Annotated in this window: 20 protein-coding genes and 1 pseudogene; 14 read left to right on the forward strand and 7 right to left on the reverse strand. The window is 73.4% G+C overall.

All coding sequences use genetic code 11. The features are described 5' to 3' along the window. Positions 1-83: 83 nt before the first annotated feature. Positions 84-725 carry an MBL fold metallo-hydrolase gene (locus AB0C59_RS01840; RefSeq protein ID WP_363000161.1) on the reverse strand — a complete coding sequence of 214 codons (642 nt, stop codon included), beginning with the start codon at positions 723-725 and terminating at the stop codon, positions 84-86. 81 nt (positions 726-806) lie between these two features. On the opposite strand from AB0C59_RS01840, the gene AB0C59_RS01845 reads away from it, so the two are divergent. Together AB0C59_RS01845 and AB0C59_RS01850 are read left to right on the forward strand one after the other, a co-directional pair. Further along, positions 807-1,436 carry a helix-turn-helix domain-containing protein gene (locus AB0C59_RS01845; RefSeq protein ID WP_363000162.1) on the forward strand — a complete coding sequence of 210 codons (630 nt, stop codon included), beginning with the start codon at positions 807-809 and terminating at the stop codon, positions 1,434-1,436. Beyond that, a pseudogene (locus AB0C59_RS01850) lies at positions 1,433-1,720 on the forward strand (HTH domain-containing protein); the annotation flags it as partial. The gene AB0C59_RS01845 and the pseudogene AB0C59_RS01850, both read left to right, overlap by 4 nt. Positions 1,721-1,831: 111 nt before the next feature. On the opposite strand, the gene AB0C59_RS01855 reads toward AB0C59_RS01850, so the two are convergent. From AB0C59_RS01855 to AB0C59_RS01870, 4 genes are all read right to left on the reverse strand, one after another. Further along, on the reverse strand, positions 1,832-2,371 hold the full coding sequence (locus tag AB0C59_RS01855; RefSeq protein ID WP_363000163.1) for a hypothetical protein: 540 nt from the start codon (positions 2,369-2,371) through the stop codon (positions 1,832-1,834). Then, positions 2,368-3,225 carry a pentapeptide repeat-containing protein gene (locus tag AB0C59_RS01860; protein WP_363000595.1) on the reverse strand — a complete coding sequence of 286 codons (858 nt, stop codon included), beginning with the start codon at positions 3,223-3,225 and terminating at the stop codon, positions 2,368-2,370. The genes AB0C59_RS01855 and AB0C59_RS01860 overlap by 4 nt, the downstream gene beginning before the upstream one ends. 100 nt (positions 3,226-3,325) lie before the next feature. After that, positions 3,326-3,892: a cysteine hydrolase family protein gene (locus tag AB0C59_RS01865; protein ID WP_363000164.1), complete on the reverse strand. Its 567-nt coding sequence runs from the start codon at positions 3,890-3,892 to the stop codon at positions 3,326-3,328. Positions 3,893-3,974: 82 nt separating this feature from the next. Next, positions 3,975-4,865: an LLM class F420-dependent oxidoreductase gene (locus tag AB0C59_RS01870; protein WP_363000165.1), complete on the reverse strand. Its 891-nt coding sequence runs from the start codon at positions 4,863-4,865 to the stop codon at positions 3,975-3,977. A 931-nt stretch (positions 4,866-5,796) separates the two neighbouring features. Here AB0C59_RS01870 and AB0C59_RS01875 point away from each other — a divergent pair. Then, positions 5,797-6,783, forward strand: coding sequence for a hypothetical protein (locus tag AB0C59_RS01875; protein ID WP_363000597.1), 987 nt, complete (start codon positions 5,797-5,799; stop codon positions 6,781-6,783). Positions 6,784-6,798: 15 nt separating this feature from the next. On the opposite strand, the gene AB0C59_RS01880 is transcribed toward AB0C59_RS01875, so the two are convergent. Further along, positions 6,799-7,233 carry an ATP-binding protein gene (locus AB0C59_RS01880; protein ID WP_363000166.1) on the reverse strand — a complete coding sequence of 145 codons (435 nt, stop codon included), beginning with the start codon at positions 7,231-7,233 and terminating at the stop codon, positions 6,799-6,801. A gap of 146 nt (positions 7,234-7,379) precedes the next feature. On the opposite strand from AB0C59_RS01880, the gene AB0C59_RS01885 reads away from it, so the two are divergent. The 3 genes from AB0C59_RS01885 to AB0C59_RS01895 all read left to right on the forward strand — a co-directional run bounded on the left by AB0C59_RS01885 (position 7,380) and on the right by AB0C59_RS01895 (position 10,101). Next, complete coding sequence (locus AB0C59_RS01885) at positions 7,380-8,147, forward strand: IclR family transcriptional regulator (protein ID WP_363000167.1); 768 nt, start codon at positions 7,380-7,382, stop codon at positions 8,145-8,147. Positions 8,148-8,191: 44 nt separating this feature from the next. Further along, positions 8,192-9,706: a glycerol kinase GlpK gene (glpK, locus tag AB0C59_RS01890; protein ID WP_363000168.1), complete on the forward strand. Its 1,515-nt coding sequence runs from the start codon at positions 8,192-8,194 to the stop codon at positions 9,704-9,706. A gap of 167 nt (positions 9,707-9,873) precedes the next feature. Further along, a complete protein-coding gene (locus AB0C59_RS01895) occupies positions 9,874-10,101 on the forward strand; it encodes a hypothetical protein (RefSeq protein ID WP_363000169.1) in 228 nt (75 codons plus the stop codon). 32 nt (positions 10,102-10,133) lie between these two features. Here AB0C59_RS01895 and AB0C59_RS01900 read toward each other — a convergent pair whose 3' ends face one another. Continuing rightward, complete coding sequence (locus AB0C59_RS01900) at positions 10,134-11,237, reverse strand: MerR family transcriptional regulator (protein WP_363000170.1); 1,104 nt, start codon at positions 11,235-11,237, stop codon at positions 10,134-10,136. 109 nt (positions 11,238-11,346) lie between these two features. Here AB0C59_RS01900 and AB0C59_RS01905 point away from each other — a divergent pair, with 109 nt between their 5' ends. From AB0C59_RS01905 to AB0C59_RS01940, 8 genes are all read left to right on the forward strand, one after another. After that, entirely contained in the window at positions 11,347-11,745 is a 399-nt protein-coding gene (locus AB0C59_RS01905) for a DoxX-like family protein (RefSeq protein WP_363000171.1), read from the forward strand. Beyond that, the gene (locus AB0C59_RS01910; RefSeq protein ID WP_363000172.1) at positions 11,742-12,689 is read left to right on the forward strand and encodes a hypothetical protein; all 948 of its coding nucleotides are present in this window, start codon (positions 11,742-11,744) and stop codon (positions 12,687-12,689) included. The genes AB0C59_RS01905 and AB0C59_RS01910 overlap by 4 nt, the downstream gene beginning before the upstream one ends. Next, the gene (locus AB0C59_RS01915) at positions 12,686-13,450 is read left to right on the forward strand and encodes a DUF2071 domain-containing protein (protein WP_363000173.1); all 765 of its coding nucleotides are present in this window, start codon (positions 12,686-12,688) and stop codon (positions 13,448-13,450) included. Before AB0C59_RS01910 ends, AB0C59_RS01915 begins: the two co-directional genes overlap by 4 nt. Continuing rightward, positions 13,447-14,208, forward strand: coding sequence for a methyltransferase domain-containing protein (locus AB0C59_RS01920; RefSeq protein ID WP_363000174.1), 762 nt, complete (start codon positions 13,447-13,449; stop codon positions 14,206-14,208). The genes AB0C59_RS01915 and AB0C59_RS01920 overlap by 4 nt, the downstream gene beginning before the upstream one ends. Continuing rightward, positions 14,205-14,633 (forward strand): hypothetical protein, encoded by a 429-nt coding sequence (locus tag AB0C59_RS01925; RefSeq protein ID WP_363000175.1) that lies wholly within the window; start codon positions 14,205-14,207, stop codon positions 14,631-14,633. Before AB0C59_RS01920 ends, AB0C59_RS01925 begins: the two co-directional genes overlap by 4 nt. 121 nt (positions 14,634-14,754) lie before the next feature. Further along, positions 14,755-15,390, forward strand: a complete 636-nt coding sequence (locus AB0C59_RS01930) for a TetR/AcrR family transcriptional regulator (protein ID WP_363000176.1) — start codon at positions 14,755-14,757, stop codon at positions 15,388-15,390. 191 nt (positions 15,391-15,581) lie between these two features. Next, positions 15,582-17,552 carry an alkyl sulfatase dimerization domain-containing protein gene (locus tag AB0C59_RS01935; RefSeq protein WP_363000177.1) on the forward strand — a complete coding sequence of 657 codons (1,971 nt, stop codon included), beginning with the start codon at positions 15,582-15,584 and terminating at the stop codon, positions 17,550-17,552. 102 nt (positions 17,553-17,654) lie between these two features. Then, complete coding sequence (locus tag AB0C59_RS01940) at positions 17,655-18,608, forward strand: UTP--glucose-1-phosphate uridylyltransferase (RefSeq protein WP_363000178.1); 954 nt, start codon at positions 17,655-17,657, stop codon at positions 18,606-18,608. Positions 18,609-18,829 lie beyond the last annotated feature (221 nt).

Here is an 18,829-nt window from a genome sequence, read left to right on the forward strand (position 1 = left end):
CACGACGTCCACACACCCCGCAAGACGGGCACCACCACGTCCCGGAACAAGAAGTCGACCACTCCGCGACCTCGCCGCACAGGTTAAAGACCAAGGTAGTGCATGGCGCAGACGGTGCCGGCGCCGAGTGCGACGGCGGCCTCGACGCCCTGCTCGGGGGTCATGGTCGCCGGGACGTTGGCCGCGTAGCCCTCGAAGTGGGCGATGACGCCGTTGACCGGGACGAACGCGACGTCGAACGGGCCGTGGTCGCGGGCGATCTGCCACCAGCTGCCGTGCCACTGGGTGTCGCCGCAGTGGATGACCCGCCGGCCGGCGCCTTCGACGACCCAGGCGACCTGGTCACAGTCGTTGCCGCGCCAGTCCAGCGAGGTCACCGGGGTGACGGTCAGCTCTCCGATGCGGCGTGACTGGCCCAGGTCCTGGGCAACGGGGGTGATGCCCGCCTCGCGCAGCGCCGCCGCGCTCGGGGTGTGGCAGCCGATCGTGCCGGTGGCCGCGATCCGGGCGATCAGGCCGTGGTCGTAGTGGTCGGGGTGCAGGTGGGTGATGAGGGCGTGGGTGCCGGGCGGCGTGTCGACCGGGTCGACCGGCCGGTGCGGCGGCCCCATCACCGGCGCCAGCGGAGCGACGTTCTCGAGCGGGTCGATCAGCAGGCGGGTGTCGCCGAGACGGATCTCGACGCCGGCCCAGGCCAGCCGACGCACGGAAAGGGTGGGGGTCATGGGGAGCGACGCTAGACCGACGTTGTTGAGAAAGTCAACAAGAGAGTTTTGAATCTCAACGCCACAATGTAGGGTGGTGGCATGCGCACCTACGGGCAGTACTGCGGCATCGCGAAAGCACTGGACGCCATCGGCGACCGGTGGACCCTGCTGATCGTCCGCGAACTGCTCGCCCTGGGTCCGTGCCGGCACACCGACCTGCGCAACGGGCTGCCCGGGATCGCCAGCAACCTGCTGGTCGACCGGCTCCGCGAACTCGAGGAAGCCGGCCTGATCCACCGCGAGGCCGCCCCGCCGCCGGTGGCCACCACCCTGTTCTCCCTCACCGAGCGTGGCCGCGCGCTGGAGCCGGTGCTGCAGGAGCTGAGCCGGTGGGGCGTGCCGCTGTTGCGTGAGCCGGCCGGCAGCGACACCTTCCGCACCCACTGGCTGGACATGCCCGCCCGGGCACTGACCGACCACCGCCCCGACCAGCCGGCAATCGCCCTGCAACTGCACGCCGACGGCAACGAGGACCTGGTCATCGAAGTCAAGGACGGCTCGGTGCACACCCACGCCGGCCGGGTCGACCACCCCACCGCGTCCCTGACCGGACCGCCGCACCTGCTGGCCGCGACCCTGCTCGGCGACCTCGATCTGAGCGCCGCAGTACAGCAAGGCCTGCGGCTCAGCGGCGAACACGAGGCAGTACTGCGCATCCTGCCCCGCTGAACGACCGGCCGCTCGCGAGACCACGACCTCACGCTCGACCGGGTCTGCGCCGGTCTCAGGTCTCCGTGCGCACCGTCCACCGGGACGTGGACGCGCTCTCCGCCGCCGGCGTCCCGGTCTACGGCGAGCCGGGCCACGCGGGCGGCTTCGCCCTGGTCGAGGGCTACCGCACCCGGCTGACCGGACTGCACGACGACGAGGCCGACGCCCTCGCGCTGGCCGGTCTGCCCGGTCCCGCCTCCGTGTTGGGGCTCGGCGCCGACCTCGCGGCGGTCCAGCTGAAACCGGACGCGGGCCCGCACGATCCCCTCTGACGACGGCCCGGATCGTACGGGCCGGGCCTGGCGGGGCGTGCGGCTCCCCTGAGGTGCGCTGCCGTCGCCCGGCGGGTCGGCTCAGCCGGCCGTGTGGTCGCGGCAGTGGAGTTGCGCGTCGATCTGCTCGGCGGTCCTGGAGCCCTCCTCCGTCCAGTACTGCCCGGGAGCGGTCTTCGCCGCGGACGCCTCACGCAGGTCGAGGACACCGGACGCGCCCCGCCCGGACGGGCCCGCGTACGACACGTCGAGCACGCGGGGCGGGGCGGAGGGGGCGGATGCCGGGGCGTGACGTGCGAACCCCTCGCCGGACCAGAGCCTGACGACGCCCGGCGCGGCCGGCGCGGCCGTGGGCTCCGACGCCCACCACAGCAGGCGCGGCTCCTCGTTCGTGTCGGTGAAGTCCCTGACCTCGACGCGGTGGACCACGTCGGACGGGCAGACGGGGAACTTGACGTCGATCGTGTTCCCCTCCACCCGGAAGCCCACATACGGGGGCACCGGGTCCGACATCCCGCGGACCACGAACACGAAGAACCCGGCGGTCGCGAGGACGACCAGGCCCACCAGGGACGCGAGCAGCGCGACGGGCCACACCGGGGATCTTTCGGGAACGGTCATGCCGCGGCCGTCCAGTGGGCGGGTCGGTCGAGTCCGGCCGGCAGCCTGGTCGCCGCGTCGCCCCTGGCCGCGTTGAGCTGGGCCTGGGTGAGGAAGAGGGCACCGGTGAGGTCGGCGCCACGGAGGTCGGTGTCGCGCAGGTCGGCCCCGATCAGATCGGCGTCGCGCAGATCCGCGCCGCTGAGGTCGGACGCTATGAGCAGGGCGCCGCGCAGACTCGCGCCCCGCAGCGCGGCCCCCGGCAGCTTCGCGCCGATCAGATCGGCTCCGCGATGGTTCTTCTTCCTGCCCGGCACCTGGGCCCGCGCCAGCTCACTCGCCCGCAGGAGCAGGGAGTTCACCTCGCCGCGCAGCGTCTCGACATCGAGGCCGGCCAACGACTCGGCGCTGCCGTGGGTCAGGTCCTCGACCCGGATAAGCGCCCGGCGCAGCTCCGGGTGCACGGGCCGGGCCGCCGCGAGGCCGAGAGCCTCGGTGACGTACCAGAGGAGTTCGTGCAACTGCCGCATGACCGGGAAGACGGCGAACATCGAGCGCGCCGTCCGCGGGTCCCGACGCCAGTCGGTGCCGCCGAAGGTGACCTGGGACACCTTCTGTCCGGCGCCGAAGCAGTCGAACACGGTGCAGCCGGAGTAGCCCTTGTCCCGCAGCCGTGCGTGGATGCCGCAGCGGAAGTCGCGCTGGAGATGCGAGCAGGGCTGCCCCGCGGGCTTGTCGACGGCGAAGTCCGCGGAGCGGGCGAAGGGGAGGGCCGTGCAGCACAGGCCGAAGCAGTCGGCGCAGTCCGCCCGCAGACGCTCGCGGTCCTCGCGCGCGGGGCCGGGTTCGCCCTCGCGGGAGGCGGACGGGGCTATGTGCTCGGGCGACAACCTCTTGGCTCCTGACGGGTATTGAGCACCGCGCGTACCGTGGCGCCACGAGAAGATCCCGCGATTCTCGCAGACGACCGGCCGCTCAGCCCTCCCCGTCCGACGTGAAGGCCACCTCCGCCGTGTCGACGGTGCCGCCACGGCGGCCCGGAGCCTTCTGCCACTTCCAGTACAGGTTGGTGTGCGCGATCACCTGCTCCGGGGACGGCGCCCCGTAGGCCGTGAGGTCCTCCGTCGTGTGGGCGTCACCGACCAGCGTGACGTCGTAGCCCCGGACCAGGGCTCCGTGCAGCGTCGAGCGGACACAGGCGTCGGTCTGGGCGCCCGTCACGACGAGCCGTCCCACCCCGCGCTTCGCGAGCTCGGCCTCCAGCGCGGTGTCCTCGAAGGAGTCGCCGTAGAGCTTGTGGACGAGGGGCTCCTCCTCGCGGCGGACCAGCTCCGGCACGTAACCCCAGCTCTCGCTGCCCACGGGGAGATCCTCGTCGGAGTGCTGCACCCACACGACGGGCACGTCCTGCGCCCGGGCCCTGCCGATCAGGGTGTTGATGTTCGCGATCACCTCGTCACGGCGGTAGGCGCCCGCCACCACACCGTTCTGGACGTCGATGACGAGCAACGCGCTGTGCGGCCTGCCGGGCAGGGTGGTCATGGGATCTCCGGTTCCTCGTCGTGGTTCTCGACTCCCACGCTAGAGCGCACCACTGACAATCGGGTGCGCCTCGGCCTCGGCCTCAGCGCAGCAGCCCGGCGAGACGACGCCAGGCGGTGCGCGGGAGAGTGTCGCGGGGGCCTTCGTCGATGACCTGGAGCGCCACATGGTCCGCCCCGGCCGAGAGGTAGGCGTCGATCCGCTCCCGCACACGGTCGTCGTCTCCCCAGGCGAACAACGCGTCGACCAGCCGGTCGCTGCCGCCGTCCCTGAAGTCCTCCTCGGTGAAGCCGAACCGTGCCAGGGCCGTGGTGTAGTTCGGCAGGGCCAGGTAGCGCGCCAGCCCCTGGCGTGCCGTGGCGCGCGCGGTGTCCGGGTTCTCGTCCAGGATCACCTTGGTCTCCGGTGCCAGCAGCGGTCCCTCGCCGAGGATCTCGCGGGCCATGGCGGTGTGTTCGGGTGTCACCAGGTACGGGTGGGAGCCCGCGGCCCGGTCGTGGGACAGCTTCAGCATCTTCGGGCCCAGGGCGGCCAGGACCCGCCGCTCGGCGGGCACCCCGGCGGCGTCCAGCGCGTCCAGGTAGGCGACCATGGCCGAGTACGGTCGGGCGTACGCGGTCGTCAACGCGGCGTGGCTGACGCCGAGTCCGAGCAGGAACCGGTCCGGGTGGTCCTTCTCCAACTCGCCGAGGCGCGCCGCGGTCTCCTGCGCCCCGTGCTCCCAGATGCTCTGGATGCCGGTCGCCACCACCATGCGCGACGTCGCCCGGACCAGGGGGACCGCGTGCGTCACCGCGCTGCTGCCGCCCAGCCAGACGGCTCCGTAGCCGAGCTCCTCCAACTCGGCCGTCGCCTCGCCGAGTTCGCCGCGCAGCGCCGGGTCCTGCGACCGCAGTCCCACACTCCAGATGCCGTATCGGCCCAGCCGTCGCCGCCACGGGTTCCGGTGGTGCGCCCCGGTGTCCTCGCTCATGTCCTCGTCCCTCCGTGTACGTCGCCTCTGCCGCTTCGCGGTCTCCACCGCTGCGCGCCGTTCAAGATCGCTCGGTCGTGGCAGGCTCAACGGCGGTCCGAGGCCGCGTATTCCGCGCCGCGCACCGGTTCGGGGTGTCCCGCGCCCGGGGCCCGTCCTCGCGGAGAAGGGCGCAGTGGCCGGAGCGGGTGCGTATAGGCTGCTGGCTCCGATTTCCACCGTCCGCGCATGCCCCCGGGAGTTCCCAGTGCCCCTGTCCCTCGTCCCTCCCGGAGCCGGCGGTCCGGCCGATGCCGCGCCGAACGGCGGGGCGCCCGCCGAGGACGACGGCTTCTGGACGGAGCCGGGAGCCGCCCCCGCCTCCGCGGGAGCCGAGGGCCACACAGTCGAGGTCGCCCCGGCCCCGTCGCCCGCACCCCGTGCGGCGGACACAGACGCGCCCGAGGCGACGGACCCGAGCCTGCCCGAGGCCGTGGACCCGGACGTCCCCTACGCGGCAGACCTGGACGCGCCCGAGGCGGCAGACCTGGGCGCGCCCCGTGGGACGGACATCGCGGCGTCCGAGGCGGCTGACCCGGACGTGCCTGAGGCGGCGCACCCGGACGCGTCCGAGACGGTGGACCTGTACCTGCCCGACGCGGCGGAAGCGGACGCACCCCGTGGGGCGGGCACCGAGGCGTCCGGGGCGGTGGACCCGGTCGTGCTCTACGCGGCAGAGCCGGACCTGCCCGAGACGGTGCACCTGGATGTGCCCGAGGCGGCGGAGCCGAGCCTGCCCGATGCGACGGACCCGGGCGGCGTGCCCGACGTAGCGCACCCGGACCTGCCCGAGACGGTGCACCCGGACGTTCCCTACGCGGCGGAGCCGGACGCGGCCGAGGCGCACGTTCCCGGCGTCGGGGAGGCGGGCGGCGTCCCCGAAGCCGGGACCGTGGTGCGTGACGCGCGCGAGTTCGGGGTGTACGCGCGCACCGGCGGCTGGGCGTTCGCCCTGAAGGTGGCGCGCAGCGTGCGTCCCGGGGGCGAGCCGGCCGGCCGGACCGCGAAGGTCTCCGCCAAGCGGTTCGCCGAGCTGGCCGGGTGCTCCCCGGAGCGGGTCATGCGCTACTACAAGGCCTGGGACAAAGCCGCCGATGACGGCCTCGTCCCGCACTTCGAGATCCTCGTCCCGGGCCAGGAGATCGAGCTGCCGGACTCCGACGTCTGGGTGTCGTACTACGCCTCCCGCTCCAGCGCCTCCTCCGAGCGCGGCGGCGCCATCGCGGCGGCGGCCGAGGCCGAGGGCATCAGGCCGACCAAGGCGCTGGAGGTCGCCGAGAACCCGACCGCGCTGCGCGCGGCGATCCTCGCCGACCCCGCGACCGCCCGCGCCGCGCGGACCGCGCTGCTCGACCGGCTGAGCGAGGATCCGGAACTCCAGAGCGAGCTGGCCCGGGACATCGCCCGCACGGACGAGCTGAAGAAGGCGGTGGCCACCGAGACCCGGACCGCGGACCGCGTCGGCTACGTCCGGCAGATCGTGGAGAAGGGCCAGGTCAAGACCCCGGCCGGGCAGACGATCGAGGCGCCCGCCGGCCTGCGCGCGGAGGCCGAGCGCCATCTGTCGCTCCTCGACGAACTCGACGAGGGCGAGGAGGCCGGCACCTGGGCCACCGAGGCGTACGACTCGGTGAAGGAGCTGGTGCTCCAGGCCGTCGAGGCCGATCCCGACCTGCACCTGAAGGAACGCCGCACGAAGTTCTACAGCAGCCTTCAGCGGGCCACCAAGGTCTTCGAGGAGCTGACGTTCGAGGACGCCGACGAGCTCGACGACCTCTACGAGGACGACATGCTCCAGCGTCTGGAGGAACTCCAGCAGGCGGTGTCCACCTGTATCGCGGCCCTGCGCCGGGCGGCCCCGGACCCCGCGCGGCCGTGACCCGGCGCTCCGGCCTCACTCCAGCGCGAGTTCCGCCCACCGGCAGGTGCCACCGGGGTGCACCTCCACGCCGTACCGGTCCGCCAGCGCCCTGACGATGCACAGGCCCCGGCCGTGCTCGTCGGGGTCGATCGAGGCGTCCGGGGCCGAGGCCGCCGCCGGAGTCACCGGCCCCAGGTCGGTCACCTCGACCCGGACGGCCGCCCGCCCCCGGACCCGCACCCGGGTCAGCCGCAGGGCCGCGGGCGGCAGGGCGTGCACGACCGCGTTGGTCAGCAGCTCCGAGACCACCAGCAGGACGTCCTCAGCCACCTCCGGCGGCAGGTTCCAGTGGGCGACCACCCTCTCCGCCCGCCGGCGGACGGTCGGGACGGCCCGGGCGGCATGGGGGAGCGGGAAGACGTGTGCGACGTCCTCACGCGGCGCGGCGCTGAGCTGCGCTATGGACATGAGCCCTCCTTCGCCGGGCCGGCTCCCGGCAAGTTACCGGGCGGTTATGGCACGGTAAGGTCCGAATCGGGTGCGGTCAATGAACCCGGGTCGCCATTACCGAACACCAGCCTGAAATCGGGATGAATCGGGGCTAGGATCGGCTCATGGCCGGACCGGTCCAGTCGATCGAGAGAGCGGCGGCGATCCTGAGGCTGCTCGCCGGTGGCCCTCGCCGACTGGGACTCGGCGAGGTCGCCTCCTCGCTCGGGCTCGCCAAGGGCACCGCCCACGGCATCCTGCGCACCCTCCAGCACGTGGACTTCGTCGAGCAGGACGCCGCCACCGGGAAGTACCAGCTCGGTGCGGCCCTGCTGCACCTCGGCACCAGCTATCTGGACGTCAACGAACTGCGGTCGCGCTCGATCAACTGGGCCGACGCCCTGGCCGCCCGCAGCGGCGAGGCCGTCCGCCTGGGCACCCCCCTGGAGGGCAAGGTACTGATCGTCCACCACGTCTTCCGGCCGGACGACACCCTCCAGACCCTGGACGTGGGCGCGCTGCTGCCGCTGCACGCCTCCTCGCTCGGCAAGGTCCTGCTGGCGTTCGGCACCGAGCCCGTGGAGCCGCTGCTGGAGTCGGGCCTCGAGGCGTACACCCGGCACACCCTGGTGTTCCCGGAGGACCTCAACCGGGCGCTCGTGGAGATCCGGGAGCAGGGCTGGGGCGCCGAGGTGCAGGAGATGGCCATGGGCGAGGCCGGGGTCGCGGCACCGATCCGCGGGCACGGCGGCCTCGTGGTGGGCGCCCTCGGGGTGTCCGGACCGGTCGAGCGGATCTGCGACAGCAAGGGCCAGCCGCAGCCGCCCCTGATCACCCTGCTGCGGGAGGCGGCCCGGGCGATCTCCAGAGACCTGGGCGCGGCCCGCTGGTAGCCCGGGCACCGCCGCGACGCATCGGAAGGCAGGCAGAGCCGATCATGGTGGAACGGTATGTGATGTCCATCGACCAGGGCACCACCTCCACGCGGTGCATCCTGTTCGACCATCGCGGACGGCTCGTGTCGGTCGCCCAGCGCGAGCACGAGCAGTTCTTCCCGCACCCCGGCTGGGTGGAGCACGACGCCCTGGAGATCTGGCGCAACGTGCGGAGCATCGTGCCCCAGGCGCTGGCCGGCTTCGGCATCGAGGCCGCCCAGATCGCGGCCGTCGGGATCGCCAACCAGCGCGAGACGACGGTGCTGTGGGACCGCCGTACCGGTGTCCCCCTGGGCAGGGCGGTCGTCTGGCAGGACGTCCGCACCTCGTCCCTGGTCGAGGAGCTCGAACAGCGTCCCGGGACCGACTTCTTCCTCGACCGCTGCTGCCTCCCCCCGTCCACCTACTTCTCCGCCCCCCGCATCCGCTGGCTGTTCGACCACGTCCAGGGACTGGAGCAGCGTGCCCGGGACGGCGAGGTGCTGTTCGGGACCATCGAGACCTGGCTGATCTGGAACCTGACCGGCGGCCCGGACGGCGGGCTGCACATCACCGACGCCACCAACGCCAGCCGCACCATGCTCATGAACATCCGCACGCTGGACTGGGACGCGGAGCTGATGGAGTTCTTCGGCGTCCCGCGCGCGATGCTGCCCGAGATACGGCCCTCGGCGCAGGTCTACGGCGAGGCCCGCGCGCTGCTGCCCGGCATCCGCATCTGCGCCGCCCTCGGCGACCAGCAGGCGGCCCTGTTCGGCCAGACCTGCTTCGCGCCCGGCGAGGCGAAGTGCACCTACGGGACCGGCAGCTTCCTGGTGATGAACACCGGAACCGACCTGGTGCGCTCCACGCACGGACTCCTCACCACCGTCGCCTACAAGATCGACGACCGGCCGACGGTGTACGCCTTGGAGGGCCCGATCGCCGTGACCGGCTCGCTCGTCCAGTGGTTCCGCGACCGGCTGGGGCTGATCAACAGCGCGCCCGAGATCGAGACGCTGGCACTGACCGTCGCGGACAACGGCGGCTGCTACATCGTCCCCGCCTTCTCGGGTCTGTTCGCGCCCCACTGGCGCGGCGACGCCCGGGGCGTCATCGTCGGGCTCACCTCGTACATCACCAAGGGCCATCTGGCCCGGGCCGTGCTGGAGGCGACCGGCTGGCAGACCCGCGAGGTCGTCGACGCCATGAACGCCGACTCGGCGCTCGCCCTGAAGGAACTCAAGGTGGACGGAGGCATGACGGCGGACAACCTCCTCATGCAGTTCCTCGCGGACGTGCTCGACGTGCCCGTGGTACGGCCCCTGGTGGCCGAGACGGTCTCCCTGGGCGCCGCCTACGCGGCCGGCCTCGCCGCGGGCTACTGGCCGGACCTGGAGGTGCTGCGCCGCAACTGGCACCGGGCCGCGCAGTGGATGCCCGACATGGACCCCGAGGTCCGGCGGCGGGAGTACGACTCCTGGAAGCGTGCCGTCGAGCGCTCGCTGGGCTGGGTCCGCCCCGGCGAGGAGCGCTGATCCTCGCCGGGGCAGCGGGCGTGCGCCCCGCCCGCCCGTGTTCCGGACCGCCTTCGTCACAGATCGGTACGTGATGTCTTTCACGGCTTTAGTTCATTGTTCAACTAACGCGAGCGGCATAGGTTGAGCCACGCCGAGGACATCGGCACTCGTGCAGGGAGAACGTCATGAACAAGCTCACGCGGCGTATCGCGACCGTCGGCGCCTTCGCGGCATTCGCCGGAGGAACCTTCCTGGCCACGGGCGGCGACGCCGTCGCCGCCACGCCCGTGGCCGTCGCCGCGCCCGGGCCCGCCCGCGCGACGCCCACCGACCCGTGGATCGCGGACCAGCTCAGGGCGGCCGACCCGTGGATCCTGGACCAGCTGGCGTCCCTCGACCACCGAAGCCGGTAGCGGAGCGAGGGCGCGGGGCCGGGCCCCCGAGCTCACCCCAGTCGCACCGGCATCAGCAACGAGTACGTCCCCGCGCCGGCCCCCCGCACCACCAGCGGAGCGGTGGCCGCACCCAGTTCGAGCACCCGCTCGCCCCGCCCCCCGGCCTCCAGCGCCTGGATCAGGAACTCCCGGTTGACGCCCACGAGTTCGTCCCCCTCGTCCCCCTCGGCGCAGATCTCCACCGTGCGGTCCCCCCTCACCCGGAGCACGCTGAGCGCGCAGGGCGCCCCGCCCGCCTCCGTCGGCTCGCTCCACCGCACCGGACCGGCCCGAAGCGCCCCGCGGAACGCCACCGCGTCCACGGCGGCCTTCCGGCCCGCCGGCACCTGGACGAGCCGCCGATAGTCGGGGAAGCCATGGCCGAGGCACTGCCCGGCCGCCTCGCGGTCCCCGGCCACCAACCTCACCCGGTCGCCCTCCACCCCGAGGACGACAGGGTCGTCCCCGTCCAGCAGCGCGCGCATGGCGTCCACGAGCGCGGCCGGCACGACCACCTGGACAGGGCCGCCACCGGCCTCTCCGCCGGTGGCGACGGCGTGCGCGACGGCCAGCCGGTAGCGGTCGGTCGCCACCACGCGCAGCCCCGGGCCCTGGTCCCCGGCCGCCCCGCCGTCGAAGTCGAACAACACCCCGCAAAGACGCACGAGTTCCGGATCGGTGGAGACCGCGAAGCGGACCGCGTCCAGCGCGGCGGCCAGGGCGGGCGCGGGCAGCGACAGTCGGACACCGGTGGCCGGGGTCGAGGTCATGGGGTTCTCCTTGCGGTCGAGTAGGGCCCGGAGCAGGGAGAACTCGCCGCGCGCGTCGCGTACGCCCGCTTCGAGCCGACGCAGATGCGCATCGAGCAGCGTCCGGACCAGCTCCGTGTCGGATCCGGTCCAGCCGGCCAGCACGAGCCGGATGTCCGCCAGCGGCATCGCGGCCCGGCGCAGCCGGCCCAGCACCCGTGCCTCGTCCACCTGCTCCGGGTCGTACCACCGGTAGCCGGTCACCGGGTCCACCCAGGCGGGGACCAGCACCCCGGCACGGTCGTAGAACCGCAGCGCGCTCGCGCTCAGTCCGCTGTCCCGGGCCATCTCCCCGATACTGCGCATCTCGCTCTCCACACCCGCGACCCTGAGCCCTCGACAAGGTGGAGAGTCAACCACGGTGAGCGGGGCCCCGCCCCGCACCGGCCCCTCACTCCAGGTGCATGATGTGCGCATGATCGACGCGGGGTGGGGGCGGAGGTGGCGACCGGCGGCGGCGCGGTGGGCCATCGCGCTGGTCTGGTTCTACGAGGGCTTCTGGTGCAAGGTCTGGCCGGGCCGGGCGGACCAGCGGGCGATCGTGTCCGACGTCCCGCTGCTGCCCGGCTGGGCCACCACGGCGGCTCTCGTCGCGATCGGGCTCACCGAGGTGGCGATCGGTCTGTGGGTGCTCAGCGGGCGGTGGACCCGGGCCGCGGCCGTCGTCCAGACGGCGCTGATCGCCCTGTTCAACGCGGGAGGACTGCTGTTCGCCCCCGGACAGATCGACGAGCCCGGTCGGCTGCTCACCCAGAACCTGGTGTTCCTGGCCCTGATCTGGCTGACGGCCACCCCCCGCCCGGCGGACGCGTGAGCACCGCGACGCCCTGGGCCGAGGGGCGGCTCACCGGCCGGTTCGGCGGACCCCGGCTGCTGTTCGGCCGCATGTACGAGGACTGGCACGTCGAACGACGCGTCTTCCCGGTGGCCGCCCCCGGCACCGGGCCCCGCCCGAGAGCGCTGTGCATCGCCTCCGCCGGGGACACCGCCGCGGCCCTGGCCGGCCTCGGCTGGGAGGTGACCGCCGTCGACATCAACCCGGACCAACTCGCCTATGCCCGCGCCCGGCTGGCCGGCGGCCCCACCCTCGAGGGCGTCGCGGAGAAGGGCATGCGACGGGGGCGGTCCGCGGCCGCCCTGCTGCTGCCCCCCTGGCGTCCCGACCCGCTGCGGGACTTCCTGCGCCTCGCCGACCCGGCCGAGCAGGAACGCCGTTGGCACCAGGACCTGGACGGGCCGGGCCTGCGCCGGCTGATGCGGCTCGCCCTGCGGCCCGGCGGAGTCCTGGCCACCGTGCTGCGGCCCTCCTTCGCCGGCGTCGTCCCCGCCCGCTTCGACGAGGTGCTGCGTCACCGGATCGAACGCACCGTCGTACGCCACCCCAACGCCACCAACCCCTGGCTGTCCCGCCTGCTCACCGGCGAGGACCCGCCGGGCAGCCCACCCCCGTACGCCCCGCACGTGCGGCTGGTCCACGACGACGTGGCCGCCGTCCTCGAACGGGCCAGGCCGGGCTCCTACGACGCGGTGACGCTCTCCAACGTGCTCGACGGGCCGGGCCGGGCCTACGCCCGCCGACTGCGCGCCGCCGTACGGCACGCGGTACGGCCCGGCGGCACCGTGGTGCTCCGCAGTGCCCGCGAACCCGGACCGGCGGGGCCCGGCTGGGCCGCCGAGGACCGGTCGGTGCTGTGGGGCGTGGAACGCGCGGTGCGCCTGGGAGCCACCGCCGACGACGACCGGAGGATCGAGCCGTGAGACATCTGCTCCAACGCCACCCCGTGCCCATACGCACGCACTTCGTGCACTCCCTCGTCCTGACCTACGCCCTGCCCGCCGACGTGCTCCGCCCGCTGCTGCCGCCCGGCCTGGAACTCGACACCCACGGCGAGCACGGGTTCGTCGCCGCCGCCCTCGTCAGCACCCGGAACCTGCGCCCCGCCGTCCTCCCGGCCGCCCTCGGCGCGGACTACCACCTCACCGGCTACCGGATCTTCGCCCGCTTCCCCACCCCCGGCGGCCGGACCATGCGCGGGCTGCGGATCCTGCGCAGCGACACCGACCGGCGTCTCATGGTGCTCGGCGGCAACCTGCTCACCCGCTACGACTACCACTTCGCCCGCATCCAGGCCCACGCCGCGGGCGGCACCCTGGAGTTCCGGGTCGACAGCGCGGACGGGCGCGCCGACCTCCATGTCAGGGCCGGCATCGGCGGCGACCCGGCGCCGCTGCCCGACGGCAGCCCGTTCGCCGACGCGCGCGAGGCCCGGCGGTTCGCCGGACCGCTGCCGTACACCTTCGAGTACGAGCCGCAGACCCGCTCGATGATCGTCATCAAGGCCTTCCGCACCCACTGGGACCCGCGACCCGTCCACGTCGACGTGCGCCGGCTCACCTTCTTCGACCACGGCCCGTTCGCCGGCACCCGGCCCCTGCTCGCCAACGCCTTCCACGTGGCGGACGTCGACTACGGCTGGGAACGGGGCGTACGCCGCGCCCAGGACGGCGGCGCGCTGTGAACACCCCCGCGCACCACCGCTCCGGCGTCCGGGACGTCATCGCCTACAACTGGCCGCTGTACGCCACCGGACTGGCGGCCTGCGCCGGTTCCGCCGCCCTGCACGGCAGGCTGCCCGGACCGCTGCGGCCCCTGGCCAGGGCGGGCACGCTGGCGGCGACGGGACTGCTCGCCTCCACGACGCTCGCGACCTGGCTCGTCTACGACCGCTCCGGGCTGTACGACTTCGACTGGCTGGACGAGCTGCTGCCCGCCCCGCCCGCCGCGCATCTGGTGGTCGGCACCGGGCTCGACGAGACGAGCGGCCCGCTCGCCGCCCGCTGGCCGGCCTCGCGGCAGACCACCGTCGACCTCTACGACCCGGCCGTCATGACCGAGGGCTCGGTGCGCCGCGCCCGCCGCCGGGTACCGCCGCCCGCCCACGCCCTGCCCGGCGAGCCGCACGCCCTGCCGGTGCCGGACGCCTCGACGGACGCCGTGTTCCTCGTCTTCTCGGCCCACGAGCTGCGCCACGCGGCCGAACGGCAGCGGCTGTTCGCCGAATGCGCACGCACGCTGCGGCCGGGCGGCCGCCTCGTCCTCGTGGAACACCTCAGGGACGCCGCGAACACCGCCGTCTTCGGCCCCGGCGCCTGGCACTTCTACCCCCGCTCCACCTGGCTGGACCTCGCCGCCGGAGCGGGGCTGACCCCGTCGGCCGAACGCCGCGTCGCGCGGCTCGTCACCGCGTTCGCCTTCCGCAGGGGGACGGACACGTGAGCGAACTACTCACCCTGACCGGGCAGTTGCGGCTGGTGGGCCTCGCCCTGATCGTCATGGGCCTGGTCCACATCGTCCTGCCCAGGCTGCTCGACTGGCCCGCCGACCTGTCCACGACGACGCTGCTGACCCGTCAGGTCTCCTACGCCCACCTCTTCTTCATCGGTCTCGTCTGCGCGCTGCTCGGCGCGCTCCCGCTCGCGTTCGCGCCCGACCTGCTGACCGGGGCCCGGCTGCCCACGGCCCTGCTGGCGGGGCAGACCGTGTTCTGGGGCCTGCGCTGGGCCGCCCAGTTCGCCTACTTCTCCCCGGGGCTGTGGCGCGGGCACCGCCTGTACACACTCGGCCACATCGCCCTGGCCGTCCTGTGGACCTGGGTGACCGCCGTGTTCGCCACGGCCCTGGTCCGGACGGGCACGTGGTGACACGGACGCACCGGCGGGCCGGGGCCGGTGCGCCCGTTCACGAGGGGCACGTGTGGCCCTTCCGCCGGTGCGGGACGCACGCCGGGGTGCCGGGGCACCGGTTCCTGAGACCATGGATGCCGTGAGTGCACAGGAAGAGCGGAAAAGGCGCGCGGTCGCGGCGGGGGACGCGCCCCGCGCGCGGCGTGATCCGCGGCGCACCAACACGGCGCTGGTGGACGCCCTGCTGGACCTCCTCGCCGAAGGAGTGCGCGCCCCCACCGGTAAGGCCATCGCCGAGCGGGCCGGCGTGTCGGAGCGTACCGTCTTCGTGCACTTCGTCGACCGCGAGGCGCTCTACGTCGCCGCCGCCGAGCGGCAGGCCGAGCGATGGCGGGCCCTGGCCGAGCCGGTCCCGCCGCAGTGGGCCGCGGCACGCAGGATCCGCGCGCTGCTGGCCCAACGCGCCCGGATGTACGCGGTGATGACGCCGATCCGCAGGATCGGCCTCGGGATCGAGCCCGACTCGCCGGGCCTTCGGCGGATCATGGCCCAGGGGGACACCTGGTTCCGGGAGGACCTGGCCCGCGTCTTCGCCCCGGAGCTGCGCGAGGTGCCCGGGGCGCGCCGGCCCGGGGGGCTCCTCGACGCCCTGGAGGTCGCCGCGTCCTGGGCGGCCTGGGACCACTTGCTCACGCGGCGGGGCCTGGACGAGGCGGCGGCCAGGGCGGCGATGGGGCGAAGCCTGCGCGCTCTGCTGGGTGTGACGCGGGGCTGAGCCGTGCCCCCGTGCGGCCACGCCGTCCCCGGCGGTCTCCCGAACTGCCGTGTGGGCGACAGACCTTCTCTTCGTTCAGTTCGACTGCAATAGTGGCCCCCAACCCCGATTGCAGTCCGACTGCAACTGCGGCCGCGACCGGGGCCTCGCTCGACATGCACCGACCCGACATGCGAGAAGGGGCGTACGCCATGACCCCGATACACCGGCGCGGCTTCGTCACCGCGGCCAGTGCCGCGGCGACGGCACTGGCACTGAACACATCCACCGCCGAGGCGCACGAGGCGGCCACCGGCCCCCCGCCCTCCCACCCCCCGCGCGGCGGCGCGAACCTGTCGCCGACCCGGACCGACAGCCTCCCCTACGACGACAGGGCGGACTTCGCCGACGCCGAGCGCGGACTGGTCGCCCCCTACACCGGTGGCGTGATCAGGACCGCGTCCGGGGCGACCGTATGGGACCCGGACACCTACCGCTTCCTCACGAGCGGCCACGAGACCCCGCCCGAGGACGTCGACAGGAGCCTGTGGCGGCAGGCCCGACTGCTTTCCCGGCAGGGCCTGTTCAAGGTCGCCGACCGGATCTACCAGGTCCGCGGCCTGGACCTGGCCAACATGACGATCGTCGAGGGCGACACCGGTGTGATCGTCATCGACACGCTGACGTCCGCCGAGACGGCCGCCGCCGCACTCGGGCTCTACCGGGCCCACCGCGGCGACCGCCCGGTGAAGGCCGTGATCTACACCCACCCCCACGTCGACCACTTCGGCGGCTGCCGCGGTGTCCTGCCCCAGGGCGCCGGCGACGTGCCGGTGCTCGCGCCACAGGGCTTCATGGACCACGCGGTCAGCGAGAACGTCTACGCGGGCCCCGCGATGACCCGGCGAGCCGCCTACATGTACGGCGCCACCCTCCCCGCGGGCGCCGGCGCGCAGGTCGGCTGCGGCCTCGGTCTCGCCGTCTCCCAGGGCACCGTCGGCCTGATCGCGCCGACCCGGTACATCAGCACCACCGGACAGGAGGTCACCCTCGACGGGGTCCGTGTCCGCTTCCAGATGACCCCCGGGACCGAGTGCCAGGACGAGATGAACCTCCTCCTGCCGGACCTGCGCGCCGTGTGCATGGCGGAGAACGCCACCCACACGATGCACAACATCGTCACCCTGCGCGGCGCCGAGGTCCGCGACGCCCGCGCCTGGGCCGGCTTCCTCACCGAGTCCATCGGCCTCTACGACGGCCACGTCGACGTCGCGTTCGCCTCCCACCACTGGCCCACCTGGGGCAACGACCGGATCGTCACCCTGCTCACCCACCAGCGGGACCTCTACGCCTATCTGCACGACCAGACCGTCCGCCTGATCAACCAGGGACTGACCCCGGCGGAGATCGCGGAAACCCTCGAACTCCCGCCCGCGCTGGAGGGGGTGTGGGCCAACCGCGGCTACTACGGCTCCCTCAGCCACAACGTCAAGGGCATCTACCAGCGCTACATGGGCTGGTTCGACGGCAACCCCGCCCATCTGTGGGAGCACCAGCCCGCCGACGAGGCCCGTCGCTGGGTGGAGTGCCTGGGCGGACAGGCCGCCGTGCGTGCCCGCGCCGAGCAGTACGCGAAACGGGGCGACCTGCGCTTCGCCGTCACCCTCCTCAACCACGCCGTCTTCAACGACCCCGACGACACCGAGGCCAAGCGCCGGCTCGCCGATCTCTACACCCGGCTCGGCCACGCCCAGGAGAACGCCGTCTGGCGCAACTTCTACCTCACCGGCGCCCAGGAACTCGCCCACGGAGTGCGCCCCGCGGCCGCCGGAACCTACGGCGCCGACGTGTACCAGGCCCTCACCGTCGGACAACTCATCGACGGCATCGCGGTCCGCGTCGACGGCCCCAAGGCGTGGAAGCTGGACCTCGCCATCGACTGGCACATCGGCGACGACCACTGGCACCTGCGCCTCGCCCACGGAGTCCTCACCCACACGACCGGCACGACCGCGAACGAGGACGCGGGCCTGACCATGACGATGACCAGGGCCCAGCTCCTGGTGATGCTCGCCGGGGGCGGGACCCAGGGCATCTCCATGACCGGCGATCCGCACCTGCTGACCTCGCTCCTCGCGGTACTGGACACCCCGGACAAGGAGTTCGCCATCGTGACGCCCTGATCCCCGCCCGGGGGAGCCCCCGGTCCGGCGGCGGTGCGACGCATCGCCCCGACCCAGGCTCCCCACAGGTGCCGCCCAGCTCGGACGGTGAGAGTGAAGGCCATGAACGCACCCACCCCCACCGCGGCACGCTCCACGGCGTCCGCCACGGTCACCAAGGCCGTGATCCCCGCGGCCGGGCTCGGCACCCGATTCCTTCCGGCGACCAAGGCCACCCCCAAGGAGATGCTGCCGGTCGTCGACCGGCCGGCCATCCAGTACGTGGTGGAGGAGGCGTCGAGCGCGGGACTGGACGACGTCCTCCTGGTCACCGCCCGCGGCAAGCGGGCCGTGGAGGACCACTTCGACAGCGACACCGCACTCGAACACGCCCTCGCCGCCAAGGGCGACACCGAGCGCCTGGCCGCCGTCCGCGGGGTGACCGGCCTGGCCCGGATCCACCACGTCCGCCAGGGCGCCCCGCTCGGTCTCGGCCACGCCGTCCTGTGCGCGCGCGACCACGTCGGCGACGAGCCGTTCGCGGTCCTCCTCGGCGACGACCTCATCGGCCCGGGAGAGACCCTGCTGACCGACATGCTCCGGGTACGGGCACGCCACGGCGGCAGCGTCGTCGCGCTCATGGAGGTCGAGCCGGACCGCACCCACCTCTACGGGTGCGCCGCCGTCAAGCCCGTCGAGTACATCGGAGCCGGTGACGGCACGCTGGTGCGCGTGAGCGACCTCGTGGAGAAGCCCGCCCGCGACGTCGCCCCGAGCGGCTACGCGGTCATCGGCCGCTACGTCCTCGACCCGGCGGTCTTCGACGTCCTCGCGGCCACCCCGCCCGGCCACGGCGGTGAGATCCAACTCACCGACGCGCTCAGGGAACTGGCGGCGTCCGAGGACCACCCCGTGCACGGCGTGGTCTTCTCCGGCCGCCGGTACGACACCGGCGACCGCGCCTCCTATCTGCGCACCGTCGTCGAGCTCGCCTGCGAGCGCCCCGACCTCGGGTCGGACTTCCGCCGCTGGCTCACGGACTTCGTGCGGTCGGGCCGGGTGGCCGCGCACGGCTGACGCCCATCACCCCCGCTTCCGTGCGCGCTTCGGCGCGACCACGGAGGCGACCACGGAGGCGACCGGGGAGAACAGCGGACCGCGGCCCCTTCCACAGCTGCGCCACAGGCCCACCACACCCGTGTGACAGAACGCTCCACGAGCATCTGGGCATGCACCCCTGCCCCTGAACCCGCCCCCTCCCGCACGGCCGCCCCGGACCACCACCACCCCGAGGAAGA

The sequence above is a fragment of the Streptomyces sp. NPDC048664 genome, from assembly GCF_040650555.1.
In the GTDB taxonomy this organism is placed as follows: domain Bacteria; phylum Actinomycetota; class Actinomycetes; order Streptomycetales; family Streptomycetaceae; genus Streptomyces.

What these genes read in the sequence shown, in the direction of transcription:
- AB0C59_RS01840 (WP_363000161.1), bottom strand. Translation starts at nt 725, where the DNA reads ATGACCCCCACCCTTTCCGTGCGTCGGCTGGCCTGGGCCGGCGTCGAG.
- AB0C59_RS01845 (WP_363000162.1), top strand. Translation starts at nt 807, where the DNA reads ATGCGCACCTACGGGCAGTACTGCGGCATCGCGAAAGCACTGGACGCC.
- AB0C59_RS01855 (WP_363000163.1), bottom strand. Translation starts at nt 2,371, where the DNA reads ATGACCGTTCCCGAAAGATCCCCGGTGTGGCCCGTCGCGCTGCTCGCG.
- AB0C59_RS01865 (WP_363000164.1), bottom strand. Translation starts at nt 3,892, where the DNA reads ATGACCACCCTGCCCGGCAGGCCGCACAGCGCGTTGCTCGTCATCGAC.
- AB0C59_RS01870 (WP_363000165.1), bottom strand. Translation starts at nt 4,865, where the DNA reads ATGAGCGAGGACACCGGGGCGCACCACCGGAACCCGTGGCGGCGACGG.
- AB0C59_RS01880 (WP_363000166.1), bottom strand. Translation starts at nt 7,233, where the DNA reads ATGTCCATAGCGCAGCTCAGCGCCGCGCCGCGTGAGGACGTCGCACAC.
- AB0C59_RS01885 (WP_363000167.1), top strand. Translation starts at nt 7,380, where the DNA reads ATGGCCGGACCGGTCCAGTCGATCGAGAGAGCGGCGGCGATCCTGAGG.
- glpK (WP_363000168.1), top strand. Translation starts at nt 8,192, where the DNA reads ATGGTGGAACGGTATGTGATGTCCATCGACCAGGGCACCACCTCCACG.
- AB0C59_RS01895 (WP_363000169.1), top strand. Translation starts at nt 9,874, where the DNA reads ATGAACAAGCTCACGCGGCGTATCGCGACCGTCGGCGCCTTCGCGGCA.
- AB0C59_RS01900 (WP_363000170.1), bottom strand. Translation starts at nt 11,237, where the DNA reads ATGCGCAGTATCGGGGAGATGGCCCGGGACAGCGGACTGAGCGCGAGC.
- AB0C59_RS01905 (WP_363000171.1), top strand. Translation starts at nt 11,347, where the DNA reads ATGATCGACGCGGGGTGGGGGCGGAGGTGGCGACCGGCGGCGGCGCGG.
- AB0C59_RS01935 (WP_363000177.1), top strand. Translation starts at nt 15,582, where the DNA reads ATGACCCCGATACACCGGCGCGGCTTCGTCACCGCGGCCAGTGCCGCG.
- AB0C59_RS01940 (WP_363000178.1), top strand. Translation starts at nt 17,655, where the DNA reads ATGAACGCACCCACCCCCACCGCGGCACGCTCCACGGCGTCCGCCACG.